Here is an 18,323-nt window from a genome sequence, read left to right as displayed (position 1 = left end):
TACTATGCGAAACGAGGGTAGCCCACGATTTCAGCCTCTTAACATTGAGCCTACTGCCGAGCAGCGCGCCATTCAGGCAGCGCGCTGGCGGGTATGTTTGGTGCACGCGAATGCCGGTGCGGCCAAGACTACAACACTAGCGCTGCGGTTGGCCGAGGCGTTGGCGTGGGGCGCGGCTCCTTCTAGTTTGTTGGGCTTGGTGTTTACGCCCGAAGCGCGACAAGTGCTGCAGCAGCGTTTGTTAGAAATAGGGGTGGCGCCTGCGCGCGCCAGACAAATCCCTATTCATACCTTTGAAGAGTTTTCTGCACAGGTGCTATTGAAGGGCGAGCAGATGGCAGTGCCACGCATAGAAGATGCGGCCGCCTTACGCCCGTACGTGTTGCAAGCCCTAGAACAAGTTAGCAATCGCTATGCGCAGCGCTACGAATATCTGGATATACGTACGCATCATGTGGCGGTAAGCCAGTTTTTAGAGTGCCAGCAACGCTTAAAAGCCAGCATGTTGCTTGAGAGCGATGATGCCAGTCTAGATATGGAAGACCGGGCTATTCATGCGCAGGCGACATTGACGGATTATTTATGCGCCCAAGAGTTCGAGGCCTTACGTAATAACCGCTATGACGGGGTGATGTTCCGTGGCGCGCAGGATGCCACCTACGATTTGGCTAAGAACCTGCAGGAAGACGAGTTTTGGCATGAATATCTGCCCACATGTCGACTGATCGTGGCCGATGAGTTGCATGACATGAACGAATCAGCCTTTCAGGTGTTGTGCGCCTTGTTGGATAAAGGCGATGTGTTCTTTGTGGGGGCAGGGGATAAGGACCAGGTGATTCACCGTGCAGCGGGGGCTGACGAGGCCTTTCTGTTAGAACGCTTTAGAGACCGCTATCCGGCTACGCGCTCGTTACCATTGACGCAAACCTACCGTCATGGCCCGCACTTGGCGTTTGCGGTAGAGCACTTCAAGAACAAAGTAGTCAGTTCGGCATTACCGTTACACACGGGTGTAGAACTAAGCACATACGATCACACGGATGCGCAAGCCGCCGCATTGGCAACCTTAGGCGCTGTACGTAAATGGGTGGGATTGGGCCACGGGCTAAATAGCTGCGCCATCTTATTGCGTGATACACACCAATCAGTGGTACTGGAAAATGCCTTGTTGCAGGCTAAGGTACCGTACCGCATTCAAGGTTTTACCTCTTACCTGCAACGTCGTGAAATACTGTTTATACAAGGCTTGTTGGCCTTGTCAGTGGGTACGTTAGAAACGGTACACAACACCACTAGACGTGGGGAGATCGTGGCTGCTTTGGCCTTTTTTGCCGAGCTGGACATGGACGATCACACCTTAGAGCAAGCGCAAGAGGAAATCGCCGAATACCCCGAGCTATTGCATTCGTTTTTCCATGGGCAGATAGAGCGTACGGCGCCACTCATGTCAGCCCAGCGTATGAGGGTGGCCATTGAGCAGTTAACGGCAGCAGGGGAAGATGCCCATGCTGCCACGGCATTGCGCGACGTATGTGATGCCTTGGACTTACAGATGGTGGCCCGACGTTTGTTTGTGCACGAAGAACAAGCGCGGGTGATACAGAAATCCATACATGGTTTGATTGCGATTGCCGAGCAGCAAGGGTGGAGCTTAAGCGCGTTATACGATTGGTTAGGTACAGCGGGCGCTGCACCTGAACGTCGTGGTGATCAGGCGGTGGTGCTGGAGTGTGTGGCGCAATCCAAGGGCAAAGAGTACATGCATGTGCTATTGCCGTGGTTGGAGCAAGGCGAGTTTCCAGCCGAGGGTGGGGTAACGCAAGAAGAGGAAAACCTGTTCTATGTGGCGGTGACTCGAGCTCAACAGCAATTGAGTTTAATCGTGCCGCAAGACGCGTTGATGCAAAGCCCCTTTGTGGCACGCATGGGCTTAGAGCAGGTGAACGATAGGGCGTATGAGGCGCTACGGTTGAACCAACAGCGTCACCAAGCACAGCCGTATCAGGCCGTTAGTCGCCCGTCTGGGGCATACAGTTTCCGAGAGCCAGCACCGCAGCGTGATGGCCGTGTAGTACTGGCGGTACCCTATGCGCAAAAAGACGAAGCCAAGGCGTTAGGCGCCATGTGGGACCCAGCGGGCCGTGTGTGGTACGTCCCCGCTGGCAAGGACGTTAGACCTTTTGAGCACTGGTTGCCCAAAAGCTAGCGTTGGTGGCGACGGTCAAATTTGCGTGCCAACACAATAGCGCTGTGGGTGCGTACTACGCCTTCTAAAGCGCCGATGGTATCTAGCAGTAGGTCTAATTCTTCCGTGCTACGTGCCCGTAGCCAAATCATCAAATCAAACTCACCACTGACGGTGGCGGCTGATTCCACTTCGGGGATTTGGCTAAGCTGGCGTAACACCTGATTGCCCAATTTAGGCTTCACGATAATGCCAGCATAGGCTTGCAAGCCTTGTTCGTGAAAGGGGGCGGCTAATTGCACGGTGTAGCCGTGTATTACCCCTTGTTTTTCTAGACGCTGAATACGTGACAGCACTGTGGTGCGGGCAACGCCCAAGGTACGTGCCAAGCTGGCAACCGATTCGCGCGCATTAAGTTGTAAAGCGGCGATAAGTTGTCTGTCTAAACTGTCTAGCTCAGGATGCCTAAATGCGTTCATGATGGCCTTTGATCATAATGACGGTTTTTTTCGTCATTATGACGTAATCTAGTCAAAAAGATGATAAAAGTGATCTTGGGTTGAACGGGCAAAGTTCGTAGACTATTTCTATTCACATAGGAGGCAGTGTATGAAAATCGTGTTGCTGGGAGCCGGTCACATCGGTCAATCTATCGCTCATCATCTTACCCATTCTGGACATTACCAATTAGTGGTGGTGGATCAGCACGAACAGGCCTTACAGCCTGTGGCCAAGCGCGGTATTTCTACGCAGGTAGTGAATGTCAGCGATGCACAGGCCTTAGAAACCTTGATGCGAGAGACGGATGCTCAAACCGTGATTAATGCGTTGCCGTTTCATATGGCTAAGCAGGTATCGGCAGCAGCAGTAAAGCATGGTCGCCACTATTTTGATTTAACGGAAGACGTGCAAGCCACCCAACATATGATGGCCTTGGGTAAAGGGGCGCGCACTGTGTTAATGCCCCAATGTGGTTTAGCCCCCGGTTTTGTAGGGGTAGCAGCGCATTCGTTAGCAGCGGAATTTGATGACGTTCAGCACTTGAAGCTACGAGTTGGGGCGTTGCCACGCAACCCCGATAACCGGCTGATGTATAACCTGACGTGGAGCATAGACGGGCTGATTAACGAGTATAGACATCCGTGCGAAGCGTTGCGGGATGGCGAGTCGGTGTCCATTATGCCCATGGAAGGGTTAGAAAACCTACATGCTGATGGGGTGCTATACGAGGCTTTTAATACCTCGGGTGGCTTGGGTACCTTGTGCAGTACCTTGAAAGGCAAAGCACAAAATCTGGACTATAAGTCCATCCGTTACCCCGGGCATCACAACTACATGCAGTTTTTGTTAGATGACTTGCAGCTACGCACTCAGCCAGAGGTACTGAAAGGATTACTGATGAAGGCTATTCCGCGTACCTATGACGATATGGTGTTGGTGGTGGTATCGGCCTCTGGGTTTAAGAATGGTGTGCTGCAAGAGCAAAAACTGATGCGCTGTGTACAGTCGGCACAAACCTCCTTTGGCTATGAAAGTGCTATACAACAAACTACAACCTCTGGTTTGTGTGTGGCGGTGGATTTGTTCCGTCAGGGTAAGTTGCCGCAATCTGGCTTTGTGGGGCAAGAAGCCATCGCATTGAAAGACTTCCTCGCTAACGAGTTTGCGCGTCCTTACCAACAGTAAAAGACTCACGCCACAGCGAGGGCAAGTGCCGCGATATAATGCGATGTAGTCGCAGGTCGCGGCATTTTTTTGTGTAGTGCAAGTATGGTCACGCATTCGGTCAGCATCATTGGAGCAGGCCCCGCCGGTCTGATGGCAGCTGAAACCTTGCTTCAAGCTGGTGTACAGGTCACGTTATATGACGCTATGCCATCGGTAGGGCGCAAGTTCCTATTGGCTGGTAAAGGTGGTTTAAACCTTACACACAGTGAAGCGGCATCCCTTTTTCTTTCTCGCTATGGTGATTCAGCCAGTTGGGTGGAGCCGTGGCTGCAGCGTTTCGATGCGGCCGCATTGCGACAATGGGCTGATGCCTTAGGGGCAGAAACCTTTGTAGGCTCGTCAGGGCGTGTGTTCCCTAAAGAAATGAAAGCAGCCCCATTGTTGCGTGCGTGGTTGCAGCGGTTGCGCAGCCAAGGTTTACAGTTACACACTCGTCATTGCTGTACGGGCTGGGATGATGCTGGACACCTCTGTTTTGATACACCTAAAGGGCCGGTGCAGGTAGAGGCACCAGTAGTAATTTTGGCGTTAGGCGGTGGCAGTTGGTCGCGCTTAGGCAGTGATGCCGCGTGGATACAGTGGCTGGGCAAACGCCATGTACAGATGACGGCGCTAGAGGCATCAAACGGTGGTGTTGTGATCCCGTGGAGCAGCCATTTTTCGCAGCGTTTTGCTGGGCAGGCGGTGAAAACCATCGCCATGCAGGTAGCTAGTGATCCAGCGTGGCGACGTGGCGAGATTATGGTCACTGACACTGGTATAGAAGGCGGTTTGGTGTATGCCTTATCGGCCTGTATTCGTCAGCAGTTACGTGAACAAGGGCATGCCGATATTGCGCTGGATTTAACGCCCGACCGAGACGTAGCCGCTGTGGAGAAAGCCGTTAGTGCACCGCGTGCTGGGCGGTCGTGGTCTACCTTCTTACAGCGTCAGCTAGGGCTTAAAGGGGTGAAGCTAGGCTTACTGTATGAAGTGTTAGCACGCGATGCGTTTGACGATGCGGCACAGTTGGCGCAAACGATTAAGTCGTTGCCCTTACGGATTACGGGTTTACAAGATATAGACGAAGCCATTAGCACAGCGGGTGGTGTAGCGGCTGAAAACATGGACGAGAACCTGATGTTGCGCACCGTGCCCGGCGTGTTTTGCGCGGGTGAAATGCTGGATTGGGATGCCCCCACGGGTGGCTATTTGTTGACGGCCAGTTTTGCCAGTGGGAAGGTGGCTGCAGAAGGTGTAATACGTTGGTTGGCGTCACAGTCAGCAGCGGTGACGCAGGAGTAACGTTATGTCGGCAAAACCCATAGAAACGGTGCAGTACCGTCCTGTCGCTGGGGCAACGCTATGGTTAGCGTTGATCGCCTTAGCTGCAGGGGGCTTTGGTATAGGCACGGGTGAGTTTGCCATCATGGGTATTTTGCCCGAGGTGGCGCAGTACCATCAGATGACCGAGCCACAAGCCGGCCGCTTGATTAGTGCCTATGCGCTAGGGGTGGTGATTGGAGCGCCTATTTTGTCAGTATGGGGAGCACGTTTACCCCGTATTTGGTTGGCCATTAGTTTGATGGTGATGTATGCCATCACGAATTTTGCCAGTGCGTTGGCGCCTACTTTTGAATGGCTGATGCTGTTTAGGTTTTTAAGTGGGCTGCCACACGGTGCCTATTTTGGGGTGGCGGCGTTAATTGCCGCGTCGATGGTAGAACCGTACCGACGGGGGTATGCGGTAGGGCGGGTGATGATGGGGCTTACCGTTGCCGCGTTGGTCGGTAACCCTATTGCGATTTGGCTAGGGCAGTGGGCTGGCTGGCGATGGCCCTTTGCCTTAGTAGGCGGGATTGCGGTACTGACCATTTATTTGATCCGCCGCTTTGTTCCCCGTGATTTGCCTGAGGTACATAGCTCGGCGAGGCAAGAGCTTAGCGCGTTACGTAACCCTAGAGTCTGGATGACCTTAGCCATAGGCGGTATAGGCTGTGGTGGTATGTTTGCGGTAATGAGCTATATCGCCCCCATTGTGACCGAAGGTGCTGGGTTACCTACTCAGGTGGTGCCCTTAGCGTTATCGGTGTTTGGCGCGGGCATGATTGTGGCGAATTACATAGGCGGTTGGGCGGCTGACCGTTGGTTATTCCGAGGCGCAGGTGTGATCTTGTTATGGGGGCTGTGCTTATTGCTGATGTTCCCGTTGATGATGCGTCATAACGTGACGTTGTTTATTGGTATTTTTACCGTTGGCACGATTGGAGCGCTGGGCACGATACTGCAAGTGCGTTTGATGGACGTTGCCGCCAATGCGCAAACCTTAGCGGCATCGCTAAACCATTCTGCCTTCAATTTTGCTAATGCCTTAGGTGCATGGCTGGGTGGTGTGGTGATTGATGCCGGTTTTGGCCTGCAGTCTACGGCGTGGGCAGGGGCGGGCTTGTCGTTCTGTGGCTTAGTCGTGCTGCTATTGGCGTGGCGTCAGGAAAAAGCCTGGCAACGTAGGAGAGCTGCTGATGAACTTGCCACCTAAGGAAACTGTCTCGGATAAGCCCTCATTATGGCTACTGTTCTGGATTTTTACGCGTATTGCGTTAACCAGTTTTGGGGGGGGTGTGAGCGGGTGGATGATGCGCGACTTTGTACTAAAGCGCGCATGGTTAACGCGAGACGAATTCTTAAGTGGCGTAGCACTATCACAGGCATTACCGGGCTTAAACGTAGTGAACCTAGCCATCTGGGTGGGCTATAGATTGCGGGGCGGGGCAGGTGCTTTTTGGAGTGCCGTGGGCATGGTGGTACCCGCCTTGCTGCTCATTATGGTGTTGGCACAAATTTATGGCACAGTAAAAGCCATTAGCTGGGTGCCGGTGTTGATGGCCGGTATTGCGGCGGCAGCGACTGGGTTGTCGTTAGAAATGGGTGTGCATGCGGCGAAACGCGTCATACCCGACAAAATCGGGCTGCTCTTTATGCTGGCGGTGTTTGCGGCGATTTATGTGTGGCAGATCAACCTAGTGGTGGTGATTGTGATCGCTGCACCACTATCGGTGTGGTACGCCTATTACACGCTGGAGGACTAACCATGTGGTTCTTGCTGCTAGCGTTGTTGCGGGTGTTTATTCCCTTGTCGTTGCTTACGATTGGTGGTGGGCAAAGCATTATTCCAGCTATTCACGAGCAAGTGGTTACCCAGCAAGGCTGGTTAACGAATCAAGAGTTCTTAGACGCTTTTGCCTTATCACGGTTGGCTCCCGGCCCTAAAACCTTATTAGTCGCAGTGATTGGCTGGGAGGTGGCGGGTTTCTGGGGGGCGTGGGTAGCAGGCATAGCCATTTTCTTACCCTCGGCGTTGTTGATGTATGCCATTGTTCGCGTATGGCAACGTCATGCCAGGAAGCGATGGGTACGTGCCATGGAAAAAGGGTTGGTGCCTATTGCTGCGGGCATGGTGTTTGCCGCTGCTGGCACCATTTTAGATGCCAGCAGTTATAAAGAATTAGCGTGGGTGGTGGCTTTAGGCAGCACGGCACTGTTGTTATCGGGGCGTGTGAACCCCTTTGTATTGCTGGCCGTAGGCGGGCTAGTTTTCGTTGTGGTAGTGCCCTTGCTATGAGCCTGCTTACAGCGGCCCTTTAAAGACAAAAAATGCACCGGCACAAATCAGGGCAAAACCCACCGCATGATTAATGGTGAGGCTTTCTTTTAGGTACAGCACCGAAAACACCGCAAACACCACCAAGGTAATCACTTCTTGCATGGTTTTTAGTTCGGCAGCGGAGTACATCGTATGGCCCAAGCGATTAGCCGGTACGGCTAAGCAATATTCCACCAACGCAATGGCCCAACTGATCAGAACTACTTTCACAATAGGGCTGTGGGGAAATTTCAGGTGCCCATACCACGCAATAGTCATGAATACGTTGGAACAAATCAGCAGCACTATGGGTAGAAACTTCTGCATCATGGCATCTAAAAAACAGTAGAAAAAAAGCAGCATACACGAACTGTATAGACCGTGTGGGCTAGCGTTGTTTAGGGATGCGTGTATATACTTGGTATTCAAATCATTTTGATATCATCTATATTATGAGCAATCAATCCAGCACCAGAGAACGTTTTGGCATGATGTTTGTGGGCGTGTCACGTCGGTGGCGAGCCGGTGTGGACAGCAGTCTCGCACAGGCCGGGCTTACGGATGCCACGTGGCGACCGTTGGTGCATATAGAGCGCAGTGGCGGCGGGATCTCACAAAAAGACTTAGCCGCTAGGCTGGATTTAGACGCTTCTACCTTAGTGCGGTTAATTGATGTGCTGGTCAGTAAGTTGCTAGTAGAGCGGCGCGCCGATGAAAACGACAGGCGCAGCAAGTTGTTGTACTTAACCGAGCAAGGCAAAACTGCTTTGGCACCGCTGCAAAAGAGCTTGTTTGCCGCAGAAAGCGACATGCTGGCCGGTTTGAGTGATGAGCAGATAGAAAAATTCAGCGTCATGCTAGAACACATAGACGCCAACATACGTGCCCTGCATAGCGAGGCGAATAAGGTATGAGTTGGACGCGGGGCTTAAGTAAATGGGGCTTTGATGAGCCTCGTATGGCCTTTGCTGGCCGCACGGCGTTAGCAGCGTGTGCCGCTGTGGTGATTGCATGGTTGTTGGGCCTAGAACATCCGCAGTGGTCGGGCATGACCGTGTGGGCCGGTTCTCAGCCGTGGCGCGGTCAATTGGCTGAGAAAAGTGTGTTCAGGTTGCTGGGCACATTGATTGGCGGCGTGTTTGGCATGTTGCTGCTGTTGCTGACAGCGGGTAATTTGGTGTGGCTGACCTTTGGTTTAGCCGTATGGATAGGTTTATGCACGTGGGCAGGAAACCGTATTCGTGGTTTCATTTCCTATGGTGCCATGCTGTCTGGCTACACCGCCGTGATGGTGACGCTGCTAAAAAGCCATCACTTCACCTCTATTTTTGCCATTGGTATAGACCGTATTTTTACCGTATCACTAGGGGTGTTAATCGCCTTATTAGTGGGGTGGCGTTTTGCTCCTGTGGCGAATGCCGTCAACATTCCCAAACGGTTAAAAGCCTTGGTGCGTGATACCGAGCAGGTGTTACGGGCAGAGCAGGCAGCAGGTCAAAATACGCCAGAACTGGACGCAAAAAAGCAGCATATTCTGCGCCAGTTGGCATTAATGGAAGAAAGCCTAGAAACCCAAGTGGCAGGGTCATGGAATTTGCGCCAGCGGGTGCGCCGTTGGCGGGGGCAGATGGTAGCACTGGTACAAGCCTTGCTAAACAGTGATGTATCGCAGATTGGCAGCCCGTCGTTACCTAGGGAGGTAGCCGCCTATTACGATACGCATGAAGCTATGCGAGCCTCGCTGCGATCATTCTTAATGATGGCCTTGGCGGGCGCTGCATGGTTGCTAAGTGGCATAGAAATGGGGGCATTCATGTTGGTGGGAACTGCCATCATGGTGTCGGTGTTTTCTACCGTCACGCAGCCATTGCCTATTTTGAAGCAGGTGGTGATAGGGCAGGCCTTAGGTGTATTAGCAGCGTGGGCATGTAGGTGGCTGGTGTGGCCGTACATGGGCAGTGAAACAGCGCAAATACTGAGCCTAATGCCGTTTATTTTGATGGGTGGTTTGTTCTTTGGTCACCGTATTGGCGCGGGGCCACGTGGCTTTGACTTCAATATGGTGCTCCTACTGTTGGTGCAACCCGGTTGGCCCTTGTTGGGCGATTGGACGCACGCTTGGCAGGCGGGTATTGCGGTGGTGCTGGGGCCTGTGATGGCGATGGTGGCATTTTGGCTGATTTTTCCAGCCAATAGCGCCACGCAGATTGCTAACGTGCGCGCCAAAGTACGGTATGCCTTGTTAAAACAGGCAGCGGAACCCATGGAGGCCGAAAGCAAGTCGCAGTGGTATGCGCAATTAAGCTTGGGTATGTTGAAGTTAGCGCGCTATCACACAGCAGGTACCGCGGCGACGCAAACCGAGAATGCGTTGGCTTGGGGGCAACGTGTGGAGGCGATGGGGGTATTGCAGCAGCATATAAGTGTATTGCTGCACACGGCCGATGTCTCAGCAGAACAGCGTCACAGTGCTCAAGTAGTGCGTACTCAACTGTTATCGGGAACAGACTCTGCCGCGTTAACGATGGCGTTGCAGGTATTGCAAGAAAGTTGGAAAGGCAGCACAGCACTGGATAACGCTAAAGTAGAACAGGCGTTAGCCGTGCTGGCTGCATCAACGTCGCACTAGTAATGCAAGGCGCGTTGGTAAGCGTCTAACACGGCTTCATGCATAGACTCCGACAGCGTGGGGTGAGCAAACACGGTTTGCATCAGTTCGGCTTCGGTGGTTTCTAATTGCATCGCAATGCCATAGCCTTGGATTAGCTCGGTCACTTCATCCCCCACCATGTGCGCACCCAATAGTTCACCGCTTTGGTCATCAAAAATGACTTTGATGAAACCGTCAGACGAACCCATGGCGAGGGCTTTACCGTTGGCGGCTAGTGGGAACTTGCCTATGCGTAGGGTGCGACCACTGGCTTTGGCTTGCTCTTCAGTGAGGCCAACATGGGCAACTTGTGGGTGGCTGTAAATGCAGGCAGGAATGCGGTCTGCATTTAAGGGGTGCGGTTTTAGCCCTGCAATATGTTCCACGCAAATTACCGCTTCATGCGAGGCTTTATGTGCTAACCAGGGGGCGGCGGCTACATCACCAATCGCGTAGATATGGGGGTGGCCGGTTGCGCTGAAGTCCTGTGTGATGATGTGGGTGTTTTCCACCTTCACCGCATAGTTTTCCAAGCCCAGCTTTTCGGTGTTACCCACAATGCCTGCAGCGACCAGCACTACATCGGCTTGCAGGCTTTGTGCGCCCGCAGCACCTTCTAATTGCAGTGTCCAGCCTTGGCCTTGTTTTTTAGCGTCTTGGATACGGCAGCCTAAGTGCAGTTGTATGCCATCACGTTGTAAGGCTTTGGCTACGTGTTGGGATACTTCGACATCCTCAGAAGCTAAAATGCGATCGCCCATTTCTACCACGTGCACTTCAGAACCTAATGCACGGTAGAAGCTAGCAAACTCAATACCAATTACACCTGCACCAATGATAGTGAGTGATTTAGGTACCGACGTAGGTACTAGGGCCTCTTTGTAGCTCCACACCGATTGGCCGTCTACAGGGAACATGGGTAACGTGCGAGCACGAGCACCCGTTGCCAAAATGAGGTCTTTAGTGTGTAGCGACTGGGTGCTGCCGTCGGCTTGTTCCACCACAATGTTTAGCCCCGATGCGGCGGGGGCGCCCAATTTGCCATGGCCGTTAAAAACTTGCACGCCATTTTTCTGCATCAGGTGTTTTACACCGCGCTGCAATTGCGCTGAAATGCCGCGCGAGCGTTTGACGATGGCCGCTAAATCTACGGTAGGGGCAGCACACTGAATACCAAAACTAGCCGAGTCACGAATTAAACGCAGCACATCGGCAGAGCGCAGCAAGGCTTTAGTGGGGATACACCCCCAGTTTAAGCAGATGCCGCCTAGGTGTTCTTTTTCCACCAAGGCAGTGCGTAAGCCCAACTGTGCAGCACGAATGGCAGCCACGTAACCGCCAGGGCCACCACCAATGATGGTGACGTCAAAAGAGGAGGTAGTCATGGCCAGCCTTAAATCAGAATGGACAGTGGAGCTTCAAGTGTTTCTTTGAAGCGAGCCAACCAACGTGCAGCTAAGGCACCATCAATAGCGCGGTGGTCTACCGATAAAGTCATGCTGAGCATTTGTGCAATCACCATGTCATCACCCTCGGCAATCACGCGACGTTCAGCAGCACCTACTGCCAAAATAGCGGCTTGTGGTGGGTTAATGATGGCAGCAAAGTTTTGCACACCGTACATACCCAAGTTACTGATGGTGAAGCTGCCGCCTTGGTATTCGTTAGGCTGCAATTTGCCATCGCGAGCACGTTCTGCCAGTTGGCGCACATTCTGGCTTAATGCGGACAATGACATATTGTTCGCGTTGCGTACCACCGGGGTAATCAGGCCGGAGTCGGTGGACACAGCGACTGAGATATCCACATCGTGATACTGCAGCAACGCCTCGTCTGTCCAACTGACATTCATCTCAGGCATGGCTTGCAAGGTGACGGCCACAGCTTTAACGATCAGGTCATTGACCGAGACTTTCTGGCTAGCAGTTTGGTTGATTTGCGCACGTAGAGCCAACAGGGCATCCACACGGCATTCTGCCTGCAAGTAGAAATGCGGCACAGTAGATTTGCTTTCTGTCAGACGACGGGCAATAGTACGGCGCATGGCGCTGTGCGGTTGCGCTGTGTAGGCCGCGTTGCTGGCTACTGGCGCAGCAGCGGGTGCGGCAGTGGTAGCCACCGTGGCAGGCTGCTGAGCTTGAGCTTTGAGTACATCATTTTTAATGATGCGGCCATGGGGGCCACTGCCGTGCAGTGTAGACAAGTTTAGGCCGGCTTCTTGCGCTAAACGGCGCGCTAAGGGGCTGGCGAAAATACGGCCTGTAGTGTTTTCAGACGGTGTGCTGTTGGCGGCGGGTGCGGCAACGGCAGGCGTTACTGCCACCGGTGCAGCCACCTCAGTGGTCGCAGCAGCGGGTGCTGCCGAAGGGATGCCTGCCAACGCGGCTTGCAGCTCGGCATCGCCCTCGCCAGTCGCCAAAATAACAGCGATGGGTGCGCCGACTTCGGCGGATTGGCCGGCGGGCACCAGAATACGTGCGAGTGTACCGCTGGCTTCAGCCGCGACTTCTACTACTGCTTTGTCGGTTTCTACTTCCAGAAGCTCGTCGTTGATGTTGACGGCTTCACCTTCTTTTTTCAACCAGCTCAGGATTTGAGCGGCGTCATTGCCGGCGGCTACGCCGGGCATGGTGATAAGTGTAGCCATGACTTAATTCCTGTTTTGCAAATCATTACGGTAGGCGTGCAGGTCAGCATAGGTGACCAGTTCCAAGACGTTGCCCTCTGGGTCTTTGCAGAAGGCAAGGTAGACGCCATCGCGTACTTCAACGCGGTGATCGCCTGTTAGGAACTGCGCGCCAGCCTGTTGTAAACGCTGTATGGCAGCATCAATATCTGCCACGATAAACGTGAGGTAGAAGCTACCTGCTCGGTCTAAGAGAAAGGGCAGGTCTGCTTCTGCATCCAGCGGCGCGGCATCGGGTTGTATTAACTTGATGCGCTCGCCATAGGTGGTTTGCAGACGCACTACGCTGTAGCCTTGTGCCGACATGGCAGCGGGTAGCGCTTTCTCGGCGGGCACGTGAATGATGCTCATTGCCGTGCAGCCTAGCCCTTCTTCGTAGAAGCGTTGCAAAGCAGGAAGATCACGGCAGCAAATGCCTACTTCTAAGGGGGATACCATCGTAGTGCTCATGTGCCTACTCCTAGTTCAGGCCTTGGCCGTGTTGCATACGTTGCAAGCCCTCAACCACTTCTTCAGTGCGGGCGTGGGCGGCACGTTCCAGTACTTTGGAAATGCTTGGGGATGCTTCGCCACCAGTAACACGTTGAATAGGTTGATCCAGCCAGTCGAAGTAACGGCGTTGGATCTCATCGGCCAACCAGCCACCGTAGGAGGTACCTTTAGCACCTTGCTCTACGATCAGTACATTGTTGGTTTTGCGAATACTTTCGCCGATGGTGTCCCAATCCAAGCTAGCTTGATCCAGCCAACGCAAATCGATCACTTCAGCATCAACGCCAGTTTGCTCAACGGCTTCTAGGCTGTGTTGCACCATAGACAAGTAGGTCAGGATGGTGAGGGCTTTACCTTCACGACGCAGCGCAGCTTTACCTACTGGCAAGCAGTAATCTAAGTCGTCAGTTGCGGCCAAACCGGTAGAGGCGTACAAGTCTATGTGCTCAATGACCAGTACGGGGTCGTTCAGTTTGAGTGCGGTATTCATCAACCCTACGTAGTCGTATGGGGTGGAGGGTGCCACAATGCGCCAGCCTGGGCTGGTGGCGAAAATACCGGCAGGGTCCATGGAGTGCTGTGAACCGTAACCACTACCCATGGCTACTTTGCTGCGCAGTACCAGTGGCACATTGATGTCACCACCAAACATGTGGCGCACTTTACCAATTTGGTTAAAGATTTGGTCGGCAGCTACCCACATGAAGTCGGGGTACATGAATTCGATCACAGGACGGTAACGGCCATCCATGGCCAAACCACCACCTAAACCAGCAAAAGCGTTTTCGCTAATGGGGGTACCCAATACGCGATCAGGGAAGCGATCAGCCAAGCCACGTGTTGCGCCGTTAGTGCCGCCTTTTAGGCGGTGAATGTCTTCTCCCATAATGACCACGCCGGGGTCGGTTTCCATGCGTCTACCCATCACGTCTGCTACGACGTCGATGAATTTACGTGGGGCAAGCTCAGCGGTAGAGGCGGCTTGTTCAACCGTTACGATGCCATCCATTTCGCTTAGATCACCACGCAAACCTACGTCACGGAAGTGTGGAGCAGGCCACAGCTCAGGGCGAATACGACGTTTACCAGCTTTGCCTTCAGGGTCCGCTTCTACCAATGCTTCAGTCGCTTGCTTCATGGCATGCTGAATGCGAGCTTGTAGCTGCTCAATTTCTTCAGCGGTGATCAGACCTAATTCCACCATTTTGGTGTTCATCAAGGTGACAGGGTCACGTTCACGCCATTGTTGCTCCTCTTCTTTGCTGCGGTAGCCAAAGGCGCTACCGGCAAAACCACCGTTCTGGTGATAGAAACGGTACAAGTCGGCCTCAATAATGGTTGGGCCGCGGCCAGCACGCATGTGGGCTAAGGCTTGTTCCATCGCCAAGTGCACGGCCAGTGGGTTCATGCCATCTACTTTCCAGCTAGGAATGTTGAAGGCTTGACCGCGAGCTGACAGGCGGGGTTCGGCAGTGGCTTCTTCTACCGATGTAGACACAGCGTAGCGGTTGTTTTCAATGAAGAAACACAATGGTAATTTCCACGCGGCGGCCAAGTTCATGGTTTCCAGTGCAGAGCCAATGTTCACCGCACCGTCACCAAAGTAGGTGATGGCTACATCGCTGGTGCCAGCGTGTTTATGTGCCCATGCCGCACCAGCAGCTAATGGAATACCACCGCCCACAATCGCGTTAGTACCCAGTACGCCGGCTTCGTCCCAACGCAGGTGCATGGAACCGCCACGGCCTTGGCAAAAGCCTTGGGATAAACCCAGGATTTCGGCCAATGTACGTTGCAGCAGTGTCGTGGTAGGGGTGTCTAGCTCAGCGGTGGGAGAAATGCCATTAGGGTGCAAGTGTGCCAGTGCTTTGCTTAAGAACTGGTGGTGACCACGGTGCGAGCCGTTAATTTGGTCGGTAGTGCGCAGCAATGCTAACGAGCCTGCCGCACCACCTTCCTGACCCACGCTAGAGTGCGCTGGGCCGTGTACCAAGCCTTCCATGGCAAGGCCAACCACGGTTTCTTCAAACGCGCGGATTAGGTGTACATGAGTGAGTAGCGTACCCAGTACCGCCGGGTCTGCGTTTTGCCAATCACTGTCGGTAGTTTGGAATTCAACCCAGGGAGCCTGGGATTGCAAAGGGGTAATGTCTGGCATAGTGAAACTCACATGAGAAAATTAGGTTCAAACGTAGCGTCCAGCACAGGCTGGGAGGTGAATGCGTGACAGAAACTGGGCCACAGGGTGCTCATACGGCTAACCAGTTTTTGAGTAGTTGTGCATCGTTAAGCAGCTCATCAGGCTTACCGCGAAATACCACGGAGCCATGGCCTAACACGCACACACTGGTAGAAATCTTCATGGCGATGGTGAGTTTTTGCTCTACCAAAATAATAGAAACGCCACGTTTGTTGATGTCTTCTAGTGCTTCACCTACGACTTCTACAATCTTGGGTGCCAAGCCTTCGGTAGGCTCGTCCACCAGAATCAGGCGTGGGTTGCCCAGCAACGAACGGCAGATAGTGAGCATTTGCTGTTCACCACCAGACAAGTTGCCTGCCAGCGTATTGCGACGTTCTTTAAGGCGTGGGAAGTAGTCGAACATTTGTTCTACATTCCACAACGGCGCGTTATCGCGTTTGGGCTGTATGCCCATCAGCAGGTTTTCGTCTACGGTGAGGTTGGCGAAAATGTCGCGCTCTTCGGGCACATAAGCAATACCGGCACGGGCAATTTGATAGGCTGGTTTTCCAGCTAGCTCTTGGCCATCTAGCACCACGTTGCCTGAGGTGGGCGTCAACATACCCATAATGGCTTTAAGGGTGGTAGAGCGCCCTGTACCGTTACGGCCCAACAGGCTTAGCACTTCGCCTTGTTGCACATCAAAGCTCACACCATGAAGAATGTGGCTTTTGCCATAGTGGGCGTGTACATCTTGCACACGCAAAAGAGGGGATTGGGCTGTACTCATGCCTGTACCTCCGTACCCAGATAGGCTTCTTGTACGAGTTTGTTGTTGCGAATTTCTTCAGGCGTACCGGTGGCAATAATTTGCCCATACACCAGCACACTAATGCGGTCACTTAACGAGAACACCACATCCATGTCGTGCTCTACGATCATGAGGCTACGGCCTTGGCTAAGCTCTTTGATCAAGCCCGTGGTGTAGTCGGTTTCTTCTCTGGACATACCGGCCATGGGTTCATCCAACAGCAGGACGCTAGGGTCAGAAGCCAACGCAATACCAATTTCCAGTGAGCGTTGCTCTGAATAGCTAAGCTCACCTGCCAAGGTGTCGCGTTGCCCGCTTAAGCGTACGTTTTCCAGCAGCACATCAACTTCAGCAGTGACGGCGGTAGCGCGTGAGGCGGGACGCCAGAAGTTGTAGTCCAGCTTATGCCTACGCATCACACCTAAACGCAGGTTTTCAAACACGCTTAAGCCAGGAAACACGTTAGTGATCTGAAAAGAGCGTGCCAAGCCCAAGCGGTTAATACGTTGTGGGTCCATGCCCTGAATAGGGCGGGAATCCAAATGTATGGTGCCGCTGCTGGGGCGCAATAAGCCCGAGATTAGGTGAAATAACGTGGATTTACCTGCCCCGTTGGGGCCGATAATGGCGTGGCGTTCACCTTTTTCAAGGGTCAGGTTCACACCGCGCATGATGTGCGACTCACCAAAGGATTTGTGCAAATCCTTGATGGTCAGAATAGGGGAATGAGTAGTAGACGTCATGGCTATTATTCCTCGTTCATGGCTTGCCATTTACGTGTCATGGTCGCGGTGATCATGACGCCAATGACGACTAGCAATACAGGCCATACCCATGTCATCACAGAACCGGGTAACCATTCCTGCCCAAAGAGCTGGATGGCGGGCCACGCAGCATCTGGAGTGGTGTGATAGTCGGGGCTAAGAATGCGTCCTAGCAGCTCAACAATCAGCACTACCCCTGCAGCACCAGCAATAATGCCCAGTGTCCACGTGATGAGGGCACCGACTAATACGGCAATGTTGTGACGCACACTGCTGCGCTGCCACCATTGCAGAATGCTAAACAAGCCAGCAGGCAAGAACATCATGACCAGTACAAAGATGATGCCTTGGTACAGCAACCAGGAACGGGTAAGGTCGGATACGGCATAACCGAAGAAGCTCATTACCGCCGCACCTAGGGCAGGGCCGAAGAAACTGCCAATACCACCTATGTACGAGAATAGTACGGCTTGGGTGGACAAGGTCATGTCAAACAGCACGTAGTTGGCGGCTTCGTTGTGCATGGCTTGCAGACCACCGGCCAGACCGGCAAAGGTGGCCGAAATGGTGAACACCATGACGCGTAGGCGATGTACGTTGTAGCCCAAGAAGCGTAGGCGATTGGTGTTTTCGCGTAAGCCGTTACACAGGCGACCCAGTGGGGTGCGAGTGAAGTAGAACAGTAACGCGATAGCAATCAGTGCCCAGATGAGAGTGAGGTAATACACCTCGGTAGAGGTACCGAAGTCAAAGCCCCACGCCGGCATACGCATCGCTGATACACCGCCTTCACCACCAAACACACCTTTAAGGTGGGGAGCGAGAGCGTGCAGCAGTTCAGCCAACGCCAGTGTGATCATAGAGAAGTAAACACCGCTACGTTGTGTAGAGAACCAACCCGCTACGATACCCAGTAAACAGCCCGCCAGTGCACCCAATAATGGCAGCAGTGGAGTAGGTAACAGGCCCATGCCATCCACGGCATTCATGGCGTGAATGGTGGCAAAAGTACCGATGGCGAAGTAAGCAGCGTGACCAAAAGACAGCATGCCACCTTGGCCAGCCAACACGTTGAAGGCCGTTGCGAATAACACGGCAATCAGCATTTGAATGGCGGCGTTTAGCAGGGCAGGAGTCAGGTAAGAAGGTGCTAACGCGAGAACGACGATAAGCACTGCGAACAGAAAAATGCGTTTCACCGTA

17 protein-coding genes are annotated in these 18,323 nt (G+C 53.3%); 8 read left to right on the top strand and 9 right to left on the bottom strand.

Annotation, left to right across the window (positions count from 1 at the left end):
* The first annotated feature begins 4 nt into the window (after nt 1-4).
* Nucleotides 5-2,206 carry a DUF5710 domain-containing protein gene (locus GY634_RS07730; protein WP_166407971.1) on the top strand — a complete coding sequence of 734 codons (2,202 nt, stop codon included), beginning with the start codon at nt 5-7 and terminating at the stop codon, nt 2,204-2,206.
* Here GY634_RS07730 and GY634_RS07725 read toward each other — a convergent pair.
* Entirely contained in the window at nt 2,203-2,664 is a 462-nt protein-coding gene (locus GY634_RS07725; protein ID WP_166407970.1) for an Lrp/AsnC family transcriptional regulator, read from the bottom strand. The two genes, GY634_RS07730 and GY634_RS07725, sit on opposite strands and share 4 nt — an antisense overlap.
* Before the next feature lie 130 nt (nt 2,665-2,794).
* Here GY634_RS07725 and GY634_RS07720 point away from each other — a divergent pair, with 130 nt between their 5' ends.
* The 5 genes from GY634_RS07720 (at nt 2,795) to GY634_RS07700 (ending at nt 7,514) form a co-directional block, all read left to right on the top strand.
* A complete protein-coding gene (locus tag GY634_RS07720) occupies nt 2,795-3,871 on the top strand; it encodes a saccharopine dehydrogenase family protein (RefSeq protein WP_166407969.1) in 1,077 nt (358 codons plus the stop codon).
* An 84-nt stretch (nt 3,872-3,955) separates the two neighbouring features.
* Nucleotides 3,956-5,197: a TIGR03862 family flavoprotein gene (locus GY634_RS07715; protein WP_166407968.1), complete on the top strand. Its 1,242-nt coding sequence runs from the start codon at nt 3,956-3,958 to the stop codon at nt 5,195-5,197.
* A gap of 4 nt (nt 5,198-5,201) precedes the next feature.
* A complete protein-coding gene (locus GY634_RS07710) occupies nt 5,202-6,431 on the top strand; it encodes an MFS transporter (protein WP_166407967.1) in 1,230 nt (409 codons plus the stop codon).
* Nucleotides 6,415-6,981 carry a chromate transporter gene (locus GY634_RS07705; RefSeq protein ID WP_166407966.1) on the top strand — a complete coding sequence of 189 codons (567 nt, stop codon included), beginning with the start codon at nt 6,415-6,417 and terminating at the stop codon, nt 6,979-6,981. The genes GY634_RS07710 and GY634_RS07705 overlap by 17 nt, the downstream gene beginning before the upstream one ends.
* A complete protein-coding gene (locus tag GY634_RS07700; RefSeq protein ID WP_242683645.1) occupies nt 6,900-7,514 on the top strand; it encodes a chromate transporter in 615 nt (204 codons plus the stop codon). The genes GY634_RS07705 and GY634_RS07700 overlap by 82 nt, the downstream gene beginning before the upstream one ends.
* A 6-nt stretch (nt 7,515-7,520) precedes the next feature.
* Here the strand turns inward: GY634_RS07700 and GY634_RS07695 are convergent, their stop codons facing one another.
* Complete coding sequence (locus GY634_RS07695) at nt 7,521-7,865, bottom strand: DMT family protein (protein ID WP_166407965.1); 345 nt, start codon at nt 7,863-7,865, stop codon at nt 7,521-7,523.
* A 122-nt stretch (nt 7,866-7,987) separates the two neighbouring features.
* On the opposite strand from GY634_RS07695, the gene GY634_RS07690 reads away from it, so the two are divergent.
* Nucleotides 7,988-8,449 (top strand): MarR family winged helix-turn-helix transcriptional regulator, encoded by a 462-nt coding sequence (locus GY634_RS07690; protein ID WP_166407964.1) that lies wholly within the window; start codon nt 7,988-7,990, stop codon nt 8,447-8,449.
* Nucleotides 8,446-10,164: an FUSC family protein gene (locus GY634_RS07685; protein ID WP_166407963.1), complete on the top strand. Its 1,719-nt coding sequence runs from the start codon at nt 8,446-8,448 to the stop codon at nt 10,162-10,164. The genes GY634_RS07690 and GY634_RS07685 overlap by 4 nt, the downstream gene beginning before the upstream one ends.
* Here GY634_RS07685 and lpdA read toward each other — a convergent pair.
* The 7 genes from lpdA to GY634_RS07650 all read right to left on the bottom strand — a co-directional run bounded on the left by lpdA (nt 10,161) and on the right by GY634_RS07650 (nt 18,319).
* Complete coding sequence (gene lpdA / locus GY634_RS07680; RefSeq protein WP_166407962.1) at nt 10,161-11,570, bottom strand: dihydrolipoyl dehydrogenase; 1,410 nt, start codon at nt 11,568-11,570, stop codon at nt 10,161-10,163. The genes GY634_RS07685 and lpdA overlap by 4 nt on opposite strands.
* An 8-nt stretch (nt 11,571-11,578) precedes the next feature.
* Entirely contained in the window at nt 11,579-12,832 is a 1,254-nt protein-coding gene (locus GY634_RS07675; protein WP_166407961.1) for a pyruvate dehydrogenase complex dihydrolipoamide acetyltransferase, read from the bottom strand.
* A gap of 3 nt (nt 12,833-12,835) precedes the next feature.
* Nucleotides 12,836-13,321, bottom strand: coding sequence for a VOC family protein (locus tag GY634_RS07670; RefSeq protein ID WP_166407960.1), 486 nt, complete (start codon nt 13,319-13,321; stop codon nt 12,836-12,838).
* A gap of 10 nt (nt 13,322-13,331) precedes the next feature.
* Nucleotides 13,332-15,521, bottom strand: a complete 2,190-nt coding sequence (locus GY634_RS07665; RefSeq protein WP_166407959.1) for an alpha-ketoacid dehydrogenase subunit alpha/beta — start codon at nt 15,519-15,521, stop codon at nt 13,332-13,334.
* A gap of 91 nt (nt 15,522-15,612) precedes the next feature.
* The gene (locus GY634_RS07660) at nt 15,613-16,335 is read right to left on the bottom strand and encodes an ABC transporter ATP-binding protein (protein ID WP_166407958.1); all 723 of its coding nucleotides are present in this window, start codon (nt 16,333-16,335) and stop codon (nt 15,613-15,615) included.
* The gene (locus tag GY634_RS07655) at nt 16,332-17,099 is read right to left on the bottom strand and encodes an ABC transporter ATP-binding protein (RefSeq protein WP_166407957.1); all 768 of its coding nucleotides are present in this window, start codon (nt 17,097-17,099) and stop codon (nt 16,332-16,334) included. The genes GY634_RS07660 and GY634_RS07655 overlap by 4 nt, the downstream gene beginning before the upstream one ends.
* A gap of 5 nt (nt 17,100-17,104) precedes the next feature.
* Nucleotides 17,105-18,319 (bottom strand): branched-chain amino acid ABC transporter permease, encoded by a 1,215-nt coding sequence (locus GY634_RS07650; RefSeq protein WP_242683644.1) that lies wholly within the window; start codon nt 18,317-18,319, stop codon nt 17,105-17,107.
* Between the last annotated feature and the right edge of the window lie 4 nt (nt 18,320-18,323).

It is taken from the genome of Paenalcaligenes suwonensis (assembly GCF_011290505.1).
Taxonomy (GTDB): domain Bacteria; phylum Pseudomonadota; class Gammaproteobacteria; order Burkholderiales; family Burkholderiaceae_B; genus Paenalcaligenes; species Paenalcaligenes suwonensis.
The sequence above is the reverse complement of the archived record's forward strand: the minus strand, read 5'-3'. Positions and strand labels throughout refer to the sequence as shown.